At 65.9% G+C, this 15,772-nt stretch carries 17 protein-coding genes; all 17 read right to left on the reverse strand.

Features of this window, described 5'->3' with window-relative positions:
* Positions 1 to 11: 11 nt before the first annotated feature.
* On the reverse strand, positions 12 to 332 hold the full coding sequence (locus tag EV216_RS06975) for a HesB/IscA family protein (RefSeq protein WP_132694339.1): 321 nt from the start codon (positions 330 to 332) through the stop codon (positions 12 to 14).
* A gap of 351 nt (positions 333 to 683) precedes the next feature.
* Positions 684 to 986 carry a ferredoxin III, nif-specific gene (fdxB, locus tag EV216_RS06980; RefSeq protein WP_132694340.1) on the reverse strand — a complete coding sequence of 101 codons (303 nt, stop codon included), beginning with the start codon at positions 984 to 986 and terminating at the stop codon, positions 684 to 686.
* A gap of 3 nt (positions 987 to 989) precedes the next feature.
* On the reverse strand, positions 990 to 1,199 hold the full coding sequence (locus EV216_RS06985; protein ID WP_132694341.1) for a CCE_0567 family metalloprotein: 210 nt from the start codon (positions 1,197 to 1,199) through the stop codon (positions 990 to 992).
* Positions 1,200 to 1,245: 46 nt separating this feature from the next.
* Positions 1,246 to 1,719, reverse strand: coding sequence for a NifX-associated nitrogen fixation protein (locus tag EV216_RS06990; protein ID WP_132694342.1), 474 nt, complete (start codon positions 1,717 to 1,719; stop codon positions 1,246 to 1,248).
* On the reverse strand, positions 1,716 to 2,156 hold the full coding sequence (nifX, locus tag EV216_RS06995; RefSeq protein WP_243642003.1) for a nitrogen fixation protein NifX: 441 nt from the start codon (positions 2,154 to 2,156) through the stop codon (positions 1,716 to 1,718). Before nifX ends, EV216_RS06990 begins: the two co-directional genes overlap by 4 nt.
* A gap of 13 nt (positions 2,157 to 2,169) precedes the next feature.
* The gene (nifN, locus tag EV216_RS07000) at positions 2,170 to 3,564 is read right to left on the reverse strand and encodes a nitrogenase iron-molybdenum cofactor biosynthesis protein NifN (RefSeq protein ID WP_132694344.1); all 1,395 of its coding nucleotides are present in this window, start codon (positions 3,562 to 3,564) and stop codon (positions 2,170 to 2,172) included.
* 1 nt (position 3,565) lies between these two features.
* Positions 3,566 to 5,044 carry a nitrogenase iron-molybdenum cofactor biosynthesis protein NifE gene (nifE, locus tag EV216_RS07005; RefSeq protein WP_132694345.1) on the reverse strand — a complete coding sequence of 493 codons (1,479 nt, stop codon included), beginning with the start codon at positions 5,042 to 5,044 and terminating at the stop codon, positions 3,566 to 3,568.
* A 313-nt stretch (positions 5,045 to 5,357) separates the two neighbouring features.
* Positions 5,358 to 6,896, reverse strand: a complete 1,539-nt coding sequence (nifK, locus tag EV216_RS07010) for a nitrogenase molybdenum-iron protein subunit beta (RefSeq protein WP_132694346.1) — start codon at positions 6,894 to 6,896, stop codon at positions 5,358 to 5,360.
* Between the two features lie 94 nt (positions 6,897 to 6,990).
* Positions 6,991 to 8,460, reverse strand: a complete 1,470-nt coding sequence (gene nifD, locus EV216_RS07015; RefSeq protein WP_132694347.1) for a nitrogenase molybdenum-iron protein alpha chain — start codon at positions 8,458 to 8,460, stop codon at positions 6,991 to 6,993.
* A gap of 70 nt (positions 8,461 to 8,530) precedes the next feature.
* Positions 8,531 to 9,406 (reverse strand): nitrogenase iron protein, encoded by an 876-nt coding sequence (nifH, locus tag EV216_RS07020; protein WP_132694348.1) that lies wholly within the window; start codon positions 9,404 to 9,406, stop codon positions 8,531 to 8,533.
* Positions 9,407 to 9,736: 330 nt separating this feature from the next.
* On the reverse strand, positions 9,737 to 10,570 hold the full coding sequence (locus EV216_RS07025; RefSeq protein WP_132694349.1) for an SIR2 family NAD-dependent protein deacylase: 834 nt from the start codon (positions 10,568 to 10,570) through the stop codon (positions 9,737 to 9,739).
* 5 nt (positions 10,571 to 10,575) lie between these two features.
* Complete coding sequence (gene nifT / locus EV216_RS07030) at positions 10,576 to 10,785, reverse strand: putative nitrogen fixation protein NifT (RefSeq protein ID WP_132694350.1); 210 nt, start codon at positions 10,783 to 10,785, stop codon at positions 10,576 to 10,578.
* Positions 10,782 to 11,060, reverse strand: a complete 279-nt coding sequence (locus tag EV216_RS07035; protein ID WP_132694351.1) for a nitrogen fixation protein NifZ — start codon at positions 11,058 to 11,060, stop codon at positions 10,782 to 10,784. The genes nifT and EV216_RS07035 overlap by 4 nt, the downstream gene beginning before the upstream one ends.
* Positions 11,047 to 11,820, reverse strand: coding sequence for a 4Fe4S-binding leucine-rich repeat protein (locus EV216_RS07040; RefSeq protein ID WP_132694352.1), 774 nt, complete (start codon positions 11,818 to 11,820; stop codon positions 11,047 to 11,049). Before EV216_RS07040 ends, EV216_RS07035 begins: the two co-directional genes overlap by 14 nt.
* A 4-nt stretch (positions 11,821 to 11,824) precedes the next feature.
* A complete protein-coding gene (locus EV216_RS07045; protein ID WP_132694353.1) occupies positions 11,825 to 12,019 on the reverse strand; it encodes a 4Fe-4S dicluster domain-containing protein in 195 nt (64 codons plus the stop codon).
* 27 nt (positions 12,020 to 12,046) lie between these two features.
* Positions 12,047 to 13,510 (reverse strand): nitrogenase cofactor biosynthesis protein NifB, encoded by a 1,464-nt coding sequence (gene nifB, locus EV216_RS07050; protein ID WP_132694354.1) that lies wholly within the window; start codon positions 13,508 to 13,510, stop codon positions 12,047 to 12,049.
* 341 nt (positions 13,511 to 13,851) lie between these two features.
* On the reverse strand, positions 13,852 to 15,633 hold the full coding sequence (nifA, locus tag EV216_RS07055; protein WP_132694420.1) for a nif-specific transcriptional activator NifA: 1,782 nt from the start codon (positions 15,631 to 15,633) through the stop codon (positions 13,852 to 13,854).
* Positions 15,634 to 15,772: the final 139 nt, after the last annotated feature.

Raw genomic sequence — 15,772 nt, forward strand, 5'->3', positions numbered from 1 at the left:
GGTCGCCCTCCTCAGCAGAAGGACTTGCCGCAGCCGCAACCGGCCGAGGCATTGGGGTTGTCGAATACGAAGCCTGACCCCTCAAGCCCGGTGACGAAGTCAATGGTGGTCCCCACCAGGTACCCCTGGCTGCCGGGGTCGATCAGCACGATCACGCCGTCCGCCTGAACCACCGCATCGTCATCCTCGCGCGTCAGTTCCAGCGCCATGGTGTATTGCAACCCCGCGCAGCCGCCGGCCTGAACCATAAGGCGCAGCCCGGCGATGGGCTGTCCGGCCCCCGCAATGGCGCTTGCGATTGCATCCCTCGCGGCTTCGGTCATCTGGATCATCGGATGTCTCCTGTCGTCGCATGTCCCTTGACAGATCGTAAGCAAAGATCGTGCCAACACCGGAGAACCGCAGCTTTCGGGACGTTGCGGCACCCCTGTCGGATTCATCCGTGCAGGTTTGGCGGGTTTGCGACAGGGCGACGCGGCGCGGGGGCATGGGGCAGGCACGCCTGCAGCAGCGATATTGCGCGCCAGACAAGGCCCCAGCGGGGCGCGATCGGGCTTCTTTCGGAAGCGCCCATGCCGTGCCGGACGAGGTCCAGCCCGAAGATCGAGCGGGGCGTGGGAACGCCTGTGCTACCGGCAGCCTTCGGAAAAAAGGCGCGGTCAGCGGGTCCACGCCAACGCTGCCTAGAGCGCCTCGACCGGGCCGTGGCTCTGGCAGCCCGAGGGGCAGACGCGCGCGCAGGCGCCGCAGCCGATGCAGTCGTCGCCATCGGCGATGACCATCACCTTGCGCTCGATCTCGTCCTCGTCATCCTCGTCCTCGAGATCGACCAGTTCATCCTCGTCGGTGATGCCCTTGAGCGTCAGTACGCCGCGGGCGCAGACCTTGTAGCAGCGCCCGCAGCCGATGCATTTCGCAGCGTCGATGGCGAGGAGGAATTCCGGAACATAGCTTGTGCCGCCGCGGGTCAGGCCGGTGATGGGCATGGCTCAGGCCTCCTCTGCGGCTTTTTTCGCGGCCTTCAGCGCCTGGCGCGCGGCGCTGAGGTCGCGAAAGATCTCGTGGGTCTCGGCGGCGACGGCGGGGATCTTTTCCCAATCGACGGGCAGTTCCTCGGCAAGGTCGTGCAGGTTCATCTTGGCATCCGTGGCGCGCATCGACAGTTTCCTGACGCGCGCTTCGAGGTCTTCGAGGCTCATTTCCATATCTCTCCTGGCTCGGGCATGGCTTGGGTCTGGCGCCGGGTCAGGCCCGGGCGGCGTCGGGAAAGCGGGCAAGCGTGGCGGCGGCATCGGCGGTCATACTGTCGCCCGCCTCGGCGAGCGCGGCGAAGCTTTCGAAGCCGAAGCGGTGCAGGTCGCGGACATGTTTCGACAGCACCACCAGCCGCCCCGAGATCAGCACGATCCGCCCGAAACCTTCGTGATGGATTTTCGACATCTGCGCCGATTGCGCGCCGGTGCGCCGTTCCAGAAGCAGCGCGATCGCGTCGTAGAAGCGTTCGACCCGCCACAGCAGGTCGGGATCGGGGTCGCCGATGATCGGGATCTCGCGGCGTTCCTCCCTGGTCACGATGTAGTCGGCCAGCAGGTCGGCATCGGGCTTGGCGTCCCAGCTGCCATGGCTGTCCTCGGCGCGGATGACCGCGATCAGCTGGGTCAGGAATTCGCTTGTCGGCATCGCACCGCCGCGCGGCAGCGTGTCGGGATCGGCACTCATTCGATCACCTCGTCGGCGTAGTCGGATGCGAAATCGGGCGCGGGCCGGCCCAGCACCTTGCGCAGGAAGGGCGGCGGGCTGCCCTTCAGCATGGTCTGGACCTGGGCGATCACCTCGGCGATGGGCTCGGGGTCCTTGCGCTTGATCGGGTGGATGCCCGCGCGCACCACCTTGGCGGCGGACGGCCCGCCGATGGCCAGCACGAACAGCAGCGCACAGCCCGTCAGCGCCTCGACCTTGGGGGTGATGCGGTCGTCCTGCGGGTCGTGGCGGCCGGTCTGGTCGGTCGCGCTGTCGAATTCCAGCACCTCGACCAGCCGGGCGGTATCGGGCGTGACCTCGTACAGCGCGAATTTCCGGGACGAGCCGAAATGCGCGTCCAGATGGTCCATGTCGTTGGTGGCAATGGCGATCTTCAGCGCCTTTTCCTGGGTCATGTCTTTCTCCGGCTCAATGAGGCGCAGTCTGCGGGCGGTCATGTTCGAATTCCCTCTCGATGGGGGCGGCGCCGAAATCCTCGGGGCGCGGCGCGTGGGGATGGGCGAGAACGGCATTGGCCACCTCGAACAGGAAGGCGCGGGTGCCGCGATAGCCGACGCGGCAGACATCCTGCACGCCCAGCCGGTCATTCATCGGGAAACCTGCGCGGATCAGCGGCAGGCCGGTTGCGGCGGCGGCGTGGCGGCCATGGGCATGCGCGATCAGCAGCGCCGCCCCCCCTGCCCGCGCGCCGTCTTCCAGATCGCCCAGATCGCCCAGGATCGCGGTTTCGCCGGGCAGCCGGGCAAGGATCGGGTTGGCGGTCGAGCTGGTCACGGTGCAGACCGGCTCGGCCCCCATCCCCGCCAGCGCAGAAGACAGCGCATAGGCAAGGTCGGGATCGGCGGCGATGGCGTATTTCAGCCCGCCGATAAAGAAATGCGAATCCAGCATTGCGTCCTGCGCCCGCGCCCTGTCGCGCCTGATCGCGGGCGGCGCATCCGCCGCGCCCGCCACCCCCATCAGCGCCGAGACAAAGGCATCGACCGCCTTGAGCCCGGTCAGCGACGGGAAGACCTGAACCGGCATGTGGCCCCGCTCGGCCAGCAATTCGGCCGCGCCGCGCATGCTTTCGCCGATGGCGAAGGTCACCGCCGAGCGCGCCATTGCCGGGATCGCATCCAGCGGCGTGCCGCCCAGCGATGTGCCCGCCCAATCCTCGGCCAGATGTCCGTCAAGCGAGGCCGACAGATCCGGCAGCACGATGGGGTTCAGCCCGAAGGCGCGGATCATCCGGGTGACTTCCTCGATCTCGGCGGGCGTCAGATAGGCCGCGGGCAGGATATTGACCTGCCGCATGTCGCGGTCGCAGAACATCGGGTCGATCTCGGGCACCAGCGCGTCGATGATGGCCGTGACCGCCTTGGCCCAGCCATCCTCCAGCGCGCCCTCGAAATCGGGGGTCGAGGCGTGGACGACCCTGAGCCCCGCGAAATCGCCGCGCCGCTCCATGATCTCGGCCAGTTCGCCCGCGATATCCTCGCCCCGCGTCTCGGTCAGCGCGGTCGAGGCGATGCCGATGAATTTCGGATCCGCCCGCTTGACGAGGTTGGCAATCGCCTCCTCGATCTGCTCGCCCCCGCCCAGGATCGTGGTGATCTCGTTCATGGCGGTGGTCTGAAGCGGGATCGCCTCGCGGAAATGGCGGACCATGTGGACCATGGCAAAGGCAGTGCAGCCCTGCGCGCCGTGGAACAGCGGAATGCCGCGCTCGATGCCCAGATAGGCCATGGCGGCGCCAAGCGGGGCGCTGGATTTCAGCGGGTTGGTCGACAGGGCCCGGCGCGGGCGGATCAGGCGGGCCATCTCAGCAATCCTCGAAATCGCGGGGGTCGTTCGTCAGGCCCGATACCGGGCATGTGCCGCGCGGCGCGGGGCGGATACCGGCAAAGGGGCGCGGTTCGTCCCAGGGCGCGGGGCGGCGGACATCGGCCCACATCGGGTTGTTCACCGAGCGGTCGATGGCGCGCACCAGATCCAGCATGCCCATGTAACCCGCATAGGGTTCGTGCTTTTCCTGGTTCACGTCGATCCAGGGCACCCGGGCCTTGAGCGCCACGAACTGGCTGCGCGCGCCCGACATCAGGATATCGGCACCCGAGGCGCGCAGCGTGGCATACATCTCGCGCGGGGCCATGTTGTCATACATGTGCGCGTCGGTGCCCATGATCTCGACCACCTTGGCCTTGTCGTTGTCGGTGGCCTTGCGCACGCTGGTCCCGACCACCTCGACGCCCAGTTCCTGAAGCGCCGAGACCACAGACCAGCTTTTGTGGCCCCCGGTGTAAAGCAGCACCCGCTTGCCCGCGACGCGCGCGCGATAGGGTTCCAGGTCGGCGCGGACCTTGGCCTCCTCTTCGGTGATCAGCGCCTCGCAGCGGTCGATCAGGCCCGCGTCGGCGCCGCGTTCGACCAGCATCCGGCACATGGTCCGCAGGCTCTCGGACGTGTCGGAAATGCCGTAGAACGAGCCTTCGAAGAACGGGATGCCCCAGGTTTCGTCCAGCTTGCGCGCAAGCCCGATCAGCGCATGCGAACAGACCAGCATCGAGACCCGCGCCCGGTGCATCACGGCCACCTGCTTGTAGCGCGCATCCGCCGCCAGCGAGCCGAGGATGCGGATGCCCAGCCGGTCCAGCAGCGGCTTGACCTGCCACAACTCGCCCGACAGGTTGTAATCGCCGATCAGGTTGATGTCGTACTCGGTGGTCCGCTCGGGCTCGACCGTGCCGATCACATGACGGAACATCATCTCGCCCGCGAGCTTGCAGCCAAGGTTCTTGGACCCGGCATAGCCCGGCACGTTCACCGGGATCGCGGGCGTGCCGAAGGCTTCGGTGGCGGCCTTGCACACCGCCTCGATGTCGTCGCCGATCATCGCGGTGACGCAGGTCGCATAGACGAAAACCGCGGGCGGCCGGTGCTTCTCGACGATCTCGCGGATCGCGGCGTAAAGCTTCGACTCCCCCTTGCCCATGACGATGTCGAGTTCCGACATGTCGGTGGTGAACCCGGTCTTGTAGAGCATCGGCCCCGACGAGGCCGAGCCGCGATTGTCCCAGCCATTGCCCTCGCAGGCCAGCGGCGCATGCACCAGATGGGCCACATCCACGATCGGTTGCAGCGTGATCTTGGCCCCGTCGAACGCGCAGCCCCCCGCCGCGGCCCCTGGCGTCAGTGGCTTCGAACAGCCCTTCTTGCGCTCGGCCGCGGATTTGGCGCGGTTCGTGGCGCAGGCGGGCTCTTCGAAAGCCTGCTGGACGGTGGACTTGAGGGCGTCGGACATGGGGCGTGCTCCGCTGTGCTACCAGGGGTAAAGCAGAAAGCGTGCCAAGCGGCGGAATGCGCCCTTCGGGGGCTGCGTTTCCGGGGGATGGCCGCGCAAGGCCCATATCGGGGGGCCGATCCTGTCGGGAATGTCGGTTCTGCGACAAGCCCGCATTGCCCGGAAACCTGCGGCCGTTCAGTCATGTTCACGGGGAATTCGCGGGGGGCGGCGCGGCAGGTTTGCAATATCTCCTGCCGCGCCTTGCGAAGCTTTTTGCTTCGCGGGGGTCCCGGCGCTGGGACAGGGGTGCGCCGGGGCCTTTTTTTGTGGGTTACCGGGTGAGGTCGAAGGAGATGTCGGTTTCGCCCAGGGTTCCGGTGTCGGTGTCGATCTTGTCGAGGACGGTGTCGAGGATCTTGACCAGCACGTTCAGGCCGCCCTGGTATCCCCAGGTGGGGAAGCGGTGGTGGTGGTGGCGGTCGAAGATCGGGAAGGTCAGGCGGATCAGCGGGATGCCGAGATCGCGTTGCAGGTACTTGCCGTAGCTGTTGCCGATCAGCATGTCGGTGGGCTCGGTTGCGAGGATCGAGCGCAGGTGCCACAGGTCCTTGCCGGCCCAGACCTGGCAGCCCTGCCCGAAAGGCGAGGAGGCCAGCAGCGCCTGCATCTGTGCGGCCCATTCCTTGGTGCCGTTGGTGGCCAGGCAGTGCCGGGGCTCGCCGCCGGTTTCCATCACGAAGCGGGCCATCGCGTAGACGAAGTCGGGATCGCCGTAGATCGCGTAGGTCTTGCCGTGCAGATAGGCCTGGCTGTCGGCCATCGCGTCGACCAGGCGGCCGCGCTCCAGCGTCAGGCTGTCGGGGATCGGCTTGCCCGACAGCTCGCTGAGCGTCATCAGCAGCTCGTCGGTGCCCGCCACGCCCATCGGGTAGTGCAGGGCGGCGGTCTTCTGGCCCTTGTCGGCGCAGAATTCCAGCGTCTTGCGGGTGCAGTATTCCTGCATCGAGATCGTCGCCCTGGCGTTCAGCGCGGCGCGGGTATCTTCAAGCGTGGTGCCGCCGGCATACATGCGGAACTCGCCATCCGAGGGGGTGTCGTAGACATCCGAGACATCCGACAGGATGGTGCAGTCGACGCCCATCGCGGCCAGGATGCGGTTCAGCTCGCGGATATTGCCCACGGCATAGCCGTCGAAGCCGGGGATGATGTTGATGCTGTCGGTTTCCTGACGCTCGGCATCCTTCCAGAAATAGGTCAGGATGCCCTTCTGCATGTTGTCATAACCGTCCACATGGCTGCCGACGAAGGCGGGGGTGTGGGCGAAGGGCACGGGGAAGTCCTGGGGGATGGATTCCTTGTCGCGCGACTGGATGATGAAGGAGTTGAGGTCGTCGCCGATCACCTCGGCCATGCAGGTGGTCGAGACCGCGATCATCCTGGGCTGGTAGAGCGCATAGGTATTGGCCAGGCCCTCGACCATGTTGGTCAGCCCGCCGAACACCGCCGCATCCTCGGTCATCGAGGAGGAGACCGCCGAGGAGGGCTCCTTGAAGTGGCGCGACAGATGCGAGCGGTAATAGGCCACGCAGCCCTGCGAGCCGTGCACGAAGCTCATCGTGCCCTCGTAGCCCGCGGCGGCGAACACGGCGCCCAGCGGCTGGCAGGCCTTGGCCGGGTTGATGACCAGCGCCTCGCGGGCGAGGTTCTTCTCGCGGTATTCCCAGGACTTGGTCCAGTCGAGGATTTCCGTCACCTGCGGCGCGGGCGTGGCGTTCTCGTACTTGGCCCGCTTGTTCTCGAGCATCTGCTTGTATTCGGGTTCATGGAACAGCTTGTTGTGGTCAAGCACCTTGTCTACCGATTGGGGCATCTCTTTGGTCCTTTTTCAGGCCCGTCCGCATTCCGGGACGCCAGCCGAAAGGGTTGATGGAGAGGCAGGGGCCACAGGCCCCCGCCGCAGGCCGTCAGGCCGATTTCTTCCAGGGCGCGTCGAACAGGCCCCAGACCGGGTTGTTGATCGCCAGATCCATGTCGCGGGCGAAGATCGCGAAGCCGTCATAGCCGTGATAGGGGCCGGAATAGTCCCAGCTGTGCATCTGGCGGAACGGGATGCCCATCTTCTGGACCGGGTATTTCTCCTTGATGCCGGAGCCGACCAGGTCGGGGCGGATCTGCTCGATGAACTTCTCGAGCTCGTAGCCCGTGACGTCATCGTAGATCAGCGTGCCTTCCTTGATGTATTCGCCGGTGCGCTTGTAATCGTCGCCATGGGCGAACTCGTAGCCGGTGCCGACGATCTCCATGCCCAGGTCGTGATAGGCGGTGACGACGTGGCGCGGGCGCAGACCGCCGACATAGAGCATCACCGACTTGCCCTCGAGGCGGGGCTTGTACTTGGCCAGCACCGCATCGACCAGCGGCTGGTATTTGGCGATCACCGCCTCGGCCTTGTCCTGGATCGACTTGTCGAACTTCGCGGCGATGGCGCGCAGGCTGGCGGCGATCTGGCTCGGCCCGAAGAAGTTGTATTCCATCCAGGCGACGCCGTGCTTCTCTTCCATGTGCCGGCAGATGTAGTTCATCGAGCGGTAGCAATGGATGAGGTTCAGCCGGGCCTTGGGCGCGTTCTCGATCTCGGCCAGCGTCGCATCGCCCGACCACGAGGCGATCACGTTCAGCCCGATTTCCTCGAGCAGGATGCGCGAGGACCAGGCATCGCCGCCGATATTGTAGTCGCCGATGATGTTGACGTCATAGGGACCGGGTTCATGCACCCCCTCGCCCGCCTCGAGCACCCAGTCGCGGATGCAGTCATTGGCGATGTGGTGGCCCAGCGATTGCGACACGCCGCGGAAGCCTTCGCAGCGCACCGGCACGATGGTCTTGTTGATGTCCTTCTTCTTCTTCTTGGCCACCGCCTCGATGTCGTCGCCGATCAGGCCGATCGGGCATTCGGACTGCACCGAGATGCCCTTGGCCAGCGGGAACAGCGTGTTGATCTCGTCGATCGTCTTTTCCAGCTTCTTGTCGCCGCCGAAGACGATGTCCTTTTCCTGGAAATCGGTGGTGAACTGGAAGGTGACGAAGCTGTCCACGCCGGTCGTGCCGGTATAGTAGTTGCGCCGTTGCGACCAGGAATAATGGCCGCAGCCGACGGGGCCGTGGCTGATATGGACCATGTCCTTGATCGGCCCCCAGACCACGCCCTTGGAGCCGGCATAGGCACAGCCGCGGATCGTCATCACGCCGGGGACGGACTTGATGTTGGATTTTACCGTGTCGCATTTCGACACGATCTCGGTCTCTCCTTCGGACACCGGGGCGGCCACGCCCAGGTGCTTGGCGCGTTTCTTGGCCGCCTTGGCGGGATAGGCGGAGAGAACCTCTTCGATCAGCTTCTCGGGCGCGATCGGATCGGGAATGTCTTTGGCCATCGGATGGGTTCCTTAGCTCGGGATGGGCAGGCGGATGGGAGGGGCCGGCACGAAGGCCGGCCCGCTTGTCTCAGGCCTCGGCCGCGGCGATGGCGGCCAGCCGGTCTTCCTCGGACTGCATGATGCCGAAATCCATCAGCATTTGTTCAAGTTCTTCCATCGTGATCGGGGTCGGGATCACGCCCTGCCCCGAATTCCCGTGGATCTTGCGCGCCAACTCGCGGTACTCGTTCGCCTGCTTGCTGTCGGGTGCATACTGGATCACCGTCTCGCGGCGCAGTTCGGCATGCTGCACGATGTTGTCGCGCGGCACGAAATGGATCATCTTGCAGCCCAGCTTCTCGGCCAGGGCCTCGGACAACTCCAACTCACGGTCGGTCTTGCGCTCGTTGCAGATCAGCCCGCCCAGGCGCACGCCGCCCGAATTGGCGTATTTCAGGATGCCCTTGGCGATGTTGTTGGCGGCATAAAGCGCCATCATCTCGCCCGACATGACGATGTAGATTTCCTGCGCCTTGTTCTCGCGGATCGGCATGGCGAAGCCGCCGCAGACCACGTCGCCCAGCACGTCGTAGGACACATAGTCCACGTCGTCATAGGCGCCGTTCTCTTCGAGGAAGTTGATCGCAGTGATGACGCCGCGGCCGGCGCAGCCGACGCCCGGTTCGGGGCCGCCGGCCTCGGTGCATTTGATGCCCTTGTAGCCGACCTTCATCACGTCCTCGAGTTCGAGATCCTCGACGGATCCGGCCTCGGCAGCCAGGTGCAGCACGGTGTCCTGCAGCTTGGTGTTCAGGATCAGGCGGGTGCTGTCCGCCTTGGGATCGCAGCCGACGATCAGGATCTTCTGGTCGAGTTCGACCAGGGCGGCCAGCGTGTTCTGCGAGGTGGTGGATTTGCCGATGCCACCCTTGCCGTAGAAGGCGATCTGTCTCAGCGCGCTCATGGGTTTCGTCCTTTGCAGCTATCTAGGTTCGGTATCGCGAGAAGGCGTCGCGGCCGCTCTCCCCCACCTATAAGCAGCAAGCGTGCCAAGCCTAAGAAAATCGGTTTTCCCATGTTTTACATGGCCTTGTCGATTTCCTGTCGCACGGGGCGAGATGTGTTGAACCCGACAGGTCCGAAACAATCCCGACCGCTGCGTCGCGATGTGGGCCACGGTGCCGGTTTTTTCGGCAAGCTACAGGGGCGCGGCCGGTCGAAAAGAATGCGGCCCCCGGATGGGGGCCGCAATACAAGGGCGTGCGCGCATCCGCGCGCTCCTCTTGGCAGGGACTCAGGCCGGGGCGGCGAGCGCCTCGGTCACCGCCTCGAGCGGCAGATCCAGCCGTTCGATACCCATCTCGTCGAGGAACCGTTCCTCCATCCGCGTCAACGGACCTTCGATCACCGCCGCATGCCCCTGGCCCGACCGTTTCGCGATCTGGCGGGCATAGATGCGCAAGAGTTGGTCGTCGAACCGGCAGCCCAGGAAGAGGAAGGGTCGGCCGGTGCGGCGGGCCTGTACCTCGTCCGGGATCGGGCTCTGGATGTCGATCTCCGTCAGCACCTCGACATAGTCACTGTCCGAGATAAGGAAGGATTGGCCGGTCCGGATCAGCCCATGCGGCTTGTAGACCAGCATCTCCCAGCCCGGATCGGGCGCCTCGCACGCCAGCGCGCCCGTGCAATCATAGGCCAGCGTCCAGATGTCCCGGCTTTCGCCGTTACGGCTGATCCCCTGCACCCAGCCCCAGTCGCCCATGCCCTCGGCCACGGCGGCATCAAGGATCTGGCCGTCATACCAGGCATCGACAACGAGGGGCGGGCGGGCGCGCACGATCCAGCGGTGCAGCGCACTGGGCGCGGGCCGGACGCTGAAGGCGTCCCGCACGATCTGCTCCAGCGTCTTGCGGAAGCGGCGGCTTTCGACGAATTGCGCCACCGACCACAGATTGCCGCTGGCCCGTTTCGGCGCCCGCACCTTCGTCTCGATTGCGGCGCAAAGCGCCCGCGGCGAGGCTGGCGCCCCCCCCTCGGCCAGCGCGGCGACGCCCGCGCCCAGATAGGGCACGCGCGCGCCTTCGGCGACCTGGTCGAGCAGTTTTGCCAGACGGCTTTCGGCACCCATCGCCCCTACTCCACCGACAACCGGCGGGCCTCGACCGTCACCGGAAGTTTCGGTGCCTCCTCGAAGGCGGGCATCTCGAAGGTCCAGCCATTCGAAAGCCTGGCCCAGCCGCCCCAGACGCCCGGATGCTCGGAGGCGACGATCACTTCCTCAAGATCCTTCTTGGGCACATAGACTTCCATTCCCTTGGGGGTTTCGCGGACCATGATCTTCATCGGGCGCTCTCCTTTTCGAGACTGACTAGTTCATCGCGGCGCATGCCGACGATGCTGCGACTGTCGACGAAATCGACGGCATAGATGTAGAACTGGTTCAGGAAGGTGCCGATGTCGCGGACATAGCCTTCCTCGCCCTTCCTGACGACGAACTCGCCGATCTCGCGGCCGGGCACCGTGCCGTCATTGCGGATGTGTTTCAGGCAGCGCACCTTCTCGCCCGGGGCAAAGGCGGGGGGGCCGTAGATCTCGATTTCGCGGTCATCGGTCGACATCGGTTTCCCTTTCGGCAGCAAGCTCGGCCAGTCGCACGGCGGCGGCCTCGCGGACGGGGGCATCGGGATCGGCCAGCAGGTGGCGGGCCAGTTCGGCCTCGGCTCTTTCGGCTACGGCATGGCGTACCCTTATGTCAGGGTCGGTCACGAAGACGCGCAGCCGGTCGGGGATCAGCCGCAGCGCCACGACGCGGCGCACCAGGGGGTCGGCATCGGCCAGCATCTGGTCCAGCCAGCGCAACCCGATGCGCTGTGCCACCAGCCTGCGGATCTCGGGATCGGGATCGCGCAGCAGGATCGGCAGCACCCCCGGATCGACCCGCCGTGCAACGATCAGCCGCACCTGCGGGTCGGCGTCGTTCAGGAGCGGCACCAGATCTGAAAATGGCAACCGCCAGGCCAGCGCGAGGCGCACCTCGCGGTCGGGATCCTTCAGCGCGGCACGCGCCTGCGTGGCAGGCAGCCGCAGCACCGCAACCGCCCGCACCCCGGGATCGGGGTCATCCAGCAGCGGGCGCAGGCGGAACACGTTGGCCACACGAGCGGCATGCGCCCGGGTTTCGGGCCCGGGCGCATCGAGGCACAGATCGGCGGCCTCGGGATTCATGGTGAAGAACCGGACGATCCGGGGCGCATAGCGGTCGAAGGCACAGGACCAGCCCGGGCCGCACTGGCGCCGGGCCAGATGCCCGCGGAAACGACAGGCCTCGCAGTCAAGCGGCTGGCCCTGCCAGTCCACCGCCTCGGGACCGCCCGGCATGTCATCAGGCCGGCACGCAGGTGTCGGGCACGGGGCAGACGGCGACGCATTGCGGGCTGTCGAACTGGCCCTCGCATTCGGTGCAGAGCCCTGCGTCGATGATGTAGGTTTCCCCCTTGAACTTGATCGCGGCGTTCGGGCACTCGAATTCGCAGGCGCCGCAGACGGTGCATTGCGACTTGATGATCTTCAGGGCCATTGGCTTCTCCTTGGTTTGATCCTGGGGTCAGGCACGCTGGGCGGCCCGTCCGTTTCGCGCGTTCCGGGTCGAAAGAACGGCAGAGATCGCCGTCTCGATATAATCCTGTGGCGTCTCGATCGCCTCGATCCCTGCTGCCAGCAGCCGCTTGCGGGGCCCATCGCCGATCCGGGCGCAGAGCACATGCGGCACATCGGCGAGCACGCGCAGGATTTCGTCCATGCGTGCTGCATCGCCCTGGCCGCCGAGGCAGTAATTGTCCGCGCGGCGATGCCCGACGAAACGGATGCCGCCGACGTCGGCCTGGTAGATCTGGAACTCGGTCGCATGGCCGAAATGCTGGTTCACCCTGCCGGAACCGCGGGTGCAGACGGCGAACAGAACCGGTTTTTCGGGGGCGGGCACCGCAGCCTCGGCATTGGCCGCCGCGGCGGCGCGGTCGCGCCTCTCTTCGGCCACCCAGTCGCGATAGGCCGCGCGTGCCTCGGGGGCGTCCTCGACCACTTCAGGCAGCTTTTCCAGGGTGAATTCCTGACCGCGATCCTCGCCCAGGAGACCCACCGCATCGGCGCGGCACTGGCGGCAATGGCGCATCAGATTGACACCGCCCGCACAAGAATCCTGCACCTTTTTCAGTTCAGCCGCGGTCGGCCCGCGTCGGCCGGTCAGGCCGAAATGCGTGCCATGCGCAGGATCCGAGATCAGCGGCATGATGTTGTGCAGGAAGGCACCGCGCTCCTTCACGGCCCGGTTCACCTCGGTCAGGTGGGCGTCGTTGATTCCGGGAATGAGCACCGAGTTGACCTTGACCAGCACCCCCCGCGCCGTCAGCATTTCCAGCCCCTGCAATTGCCGGTCCCGCAGGATGGTCGCGGCCTCGAGTCCGGTGCGGCGCCTGCCCTGAAAGAAGATCCAAGGATAGATCTGCTGACCGATCTCCGGGTCGATGGCGTTGATCGTGATTGTGACATGGTCGATGTTCATCGCCACGATCTCGTCCACATGATCGGGCAGCGCGAGCCCGTTCGAGGACATGCAGAGCTTGACGTCCGGCAACCGCGCGGCGACCAGATCGAAGGTGGCTCTGGTCCGGCGCCAGTCATAGGCAGCGTCCCCCGGCCCCGCGATGCCGAGGACCGAAAGCTGGGGCACCTTGGAGGCGACCGCCATCACCTTGCGCGCGGCTTGTTCGGGGGTCAGGCGCTCGGACACGACGCCGGGGCGGCTTTCATTGGCGCAATCATATTTCCGGTTGCAGTAGTTGCACTGGATGTTGCAGGCGGGCGCCACAGCGACATGCATCCGTGCGAAGTAGTGATGCGCCTCTTCCGAGTAGCAGGGATGGTCCTTGACCTTGGCCCAAGTGGCCGGGTCCATGTCCGCCGACCCCGCCTTGGAGCCGCAGGACGAGGCCGCGCAACCGCCTGTCTGCTGCAGCTCCTTGCGGGTGGCGATCTGGAGATCGGACAGCGGGACGAGGGGGACGGACATGGGGCGGACTCCTTGGGACTGGGCGCTTGCAAGGATGCAAGCAGGAAGCGTGCCAAGCACGCTCTGCCGGGGCATCGGGCAGAAACGCACAGCATCGGCGCGGACGCGCTGTCGGGGCGGCGACAGTGCGTCGGAAAAACGACATTCAGGATGGACAGGACAGGATGTGACGGCCGGTTCAAAATGCGCGAGCACTGGCGCGCCGCTTGTCCCGCACCCCTGCTGCGCGAGGGCAAGGTCGGGGCGATGTCACGGCCCGGGATAATTCCGGCCAGAACAGGCTGGAGGAGCGGACTGCGCCAGCGCGCGAGGATCGGACGCGTCCGCGCGGCAGGGCCCTGTCAGAACCTGCGCAGTTCGATGCCGTGCTTCTTGAGCGCATAGCCGATCTGGCGCGGGGTCAGGCCCAGCAGCCGAGCGGCCTTGGCCTGCACCCAGCCTGCCCGCTCCATCGCGTCGATCAGGCGTTCACGTTCGTCAAGCGGGCCTTCGTCGGACGTCGTGGGCATTGGCGTCGCCGGGGCGAAGGTGGTGGAAGAGACCGGTTCGCCAAAGCCCGTGGGGGGTGGCGTCGGCGGGCGTTGGCCCGCGCCGCTGTCGATCACCGGCAACGGCATGCGCACGGCAGCCAGTCCGCCAATGGGCGAGCGATCGCCCGACTGCATGCGCCAGAGTTCGGCCGAAAGGCAGTTGCCCTGCATACAGGCCAGTTCGCGCTCGTCGATTTCGCGGCCCGAGGACAACGCCGCCACGCGGCTGATGCAGTTTTCAAGTTCACGCACATTGCCCGGAAACTGGCAGCGCGCAAGCGCCGCCATCGCCCCCGGCGTGATGCGCTTGTCCATCCCGTTCTGGGCGTTGAACCTATCCAGAAAGGCCTTGGCAAGCGTGGGCACATCCTCCAGACGCTCGCGCAGGGGAGGCAGGACGATCGGCACCACACAGATGCGGAAATAGAGGTCCGCCCGGAAATCGCCGCGTGCCACCGCCGCCTCGAGATCGCGGTTCGTCGCTGTCACAAGCCGAACATCGACCCTCAAGGTCTTTGAGCCACCCACGCGCTCGAACTCGCCCTCCTGCAGGATGCGCAGGAGTTTCGCTTGGAACTCGGGCCCGATCTCGCCGATTTCGTCGAGAAAAAGCGTCCCCGTATCGGCCAGTTCGAACCGGCCCTTCTTCTGCGCAAGCGCACCGGTAAACGATCCCTTCTCATGGCCGAAAAGTTCCGATTCCAGCAGGCTCTGGCTCAGCGCCGCACAATTGACCTTGACGAAGGGTTTGTCGCGACGCTCCGAGAGCGCATGCACCGCCTTGGCAAACAGCTCCTTGCCGGTGCCGCTTTCGCCGCGCAGTAGAACGGGCGTGTTGGTGCGCGCGACCTTGTGGATCTGCGCGGTCACCGCCTTGATCGCCGGGCTGTCGCCGATTATGCCCTTGATCGGCTGTTCGCGCAGTCGGCAATCGTCGGCGGATGTCTCGGAGGCGGCATGCAGCGCGGCGCGCGCCTCCTCCATCAACCGCTCGCGGTCCCTCGCGACGAGGCGGCGGAACTTGATCGACTGTTCCAGGATCGAGGCCACCATGGTCAGCACACGCTGATCCTCTTCGAGGTAGCGCAGCCCCCCCTCGTCAAGGTCGCGCCAGCCCCCCAGCACGCCGATCACATAGGGCGAGTGCACCTGCTCTCGGAGCGGCACCGCGATCAGCGCCAGCCGGTCATGCGGCGCGCCGGGCGGGATCGCGGCCTCGCCCAGTTCGTCGCGGACATTGCGCGACACCAGCGCGACGCCGGTACGAAATACCTGTTGCGTCGCGCGGATCGGCAGGGCGCGGATCTCGGGAGGTGCACAGGTCGAGCCATGGGTCGTCGCGGCGATCACGAAAGGATTCACCGGCTTGCCGACGCCGCCCGTACGACCCTTGTCATCCAGAAGCGCCAGCGCTCCCATCCTCAGCCCCATGAACGACGACAGCACGTTCAGAACCGAGGGCATCGCCGCGATCGGATCGCTGGCGCCGGTCAGGATCTTGGCGGCCTCGCAAACGGTATCCAGTGGAAACCGCTCGAGTGCCGGACGCCCTTCTTGGCATCGGGACCGTGGCCCAAGGGTGGAAGCGTTCATGTTGTCCTCGCTTGTCAGGAAAGCATCGGGCGGCGCGGTCGCTCTGTCCATGGCGGGCGCGGCGGAAGACGCGAATTTCGTCGAATTTCACCGCTCCTCGACTGACCTTGCGTCAGTTTTCCGACAGTCCATGCTGCGC

The organism is Rhodovulum steppense, assembly GCF_004339675.1.
GTDB classification, from domain to species: Bacteria; Pseudomonadota; Alphaproteobacteria; order Rhodobacterales; family Rhodobacteraceae; genus Rhodovulum; species Rhodovulum steppense.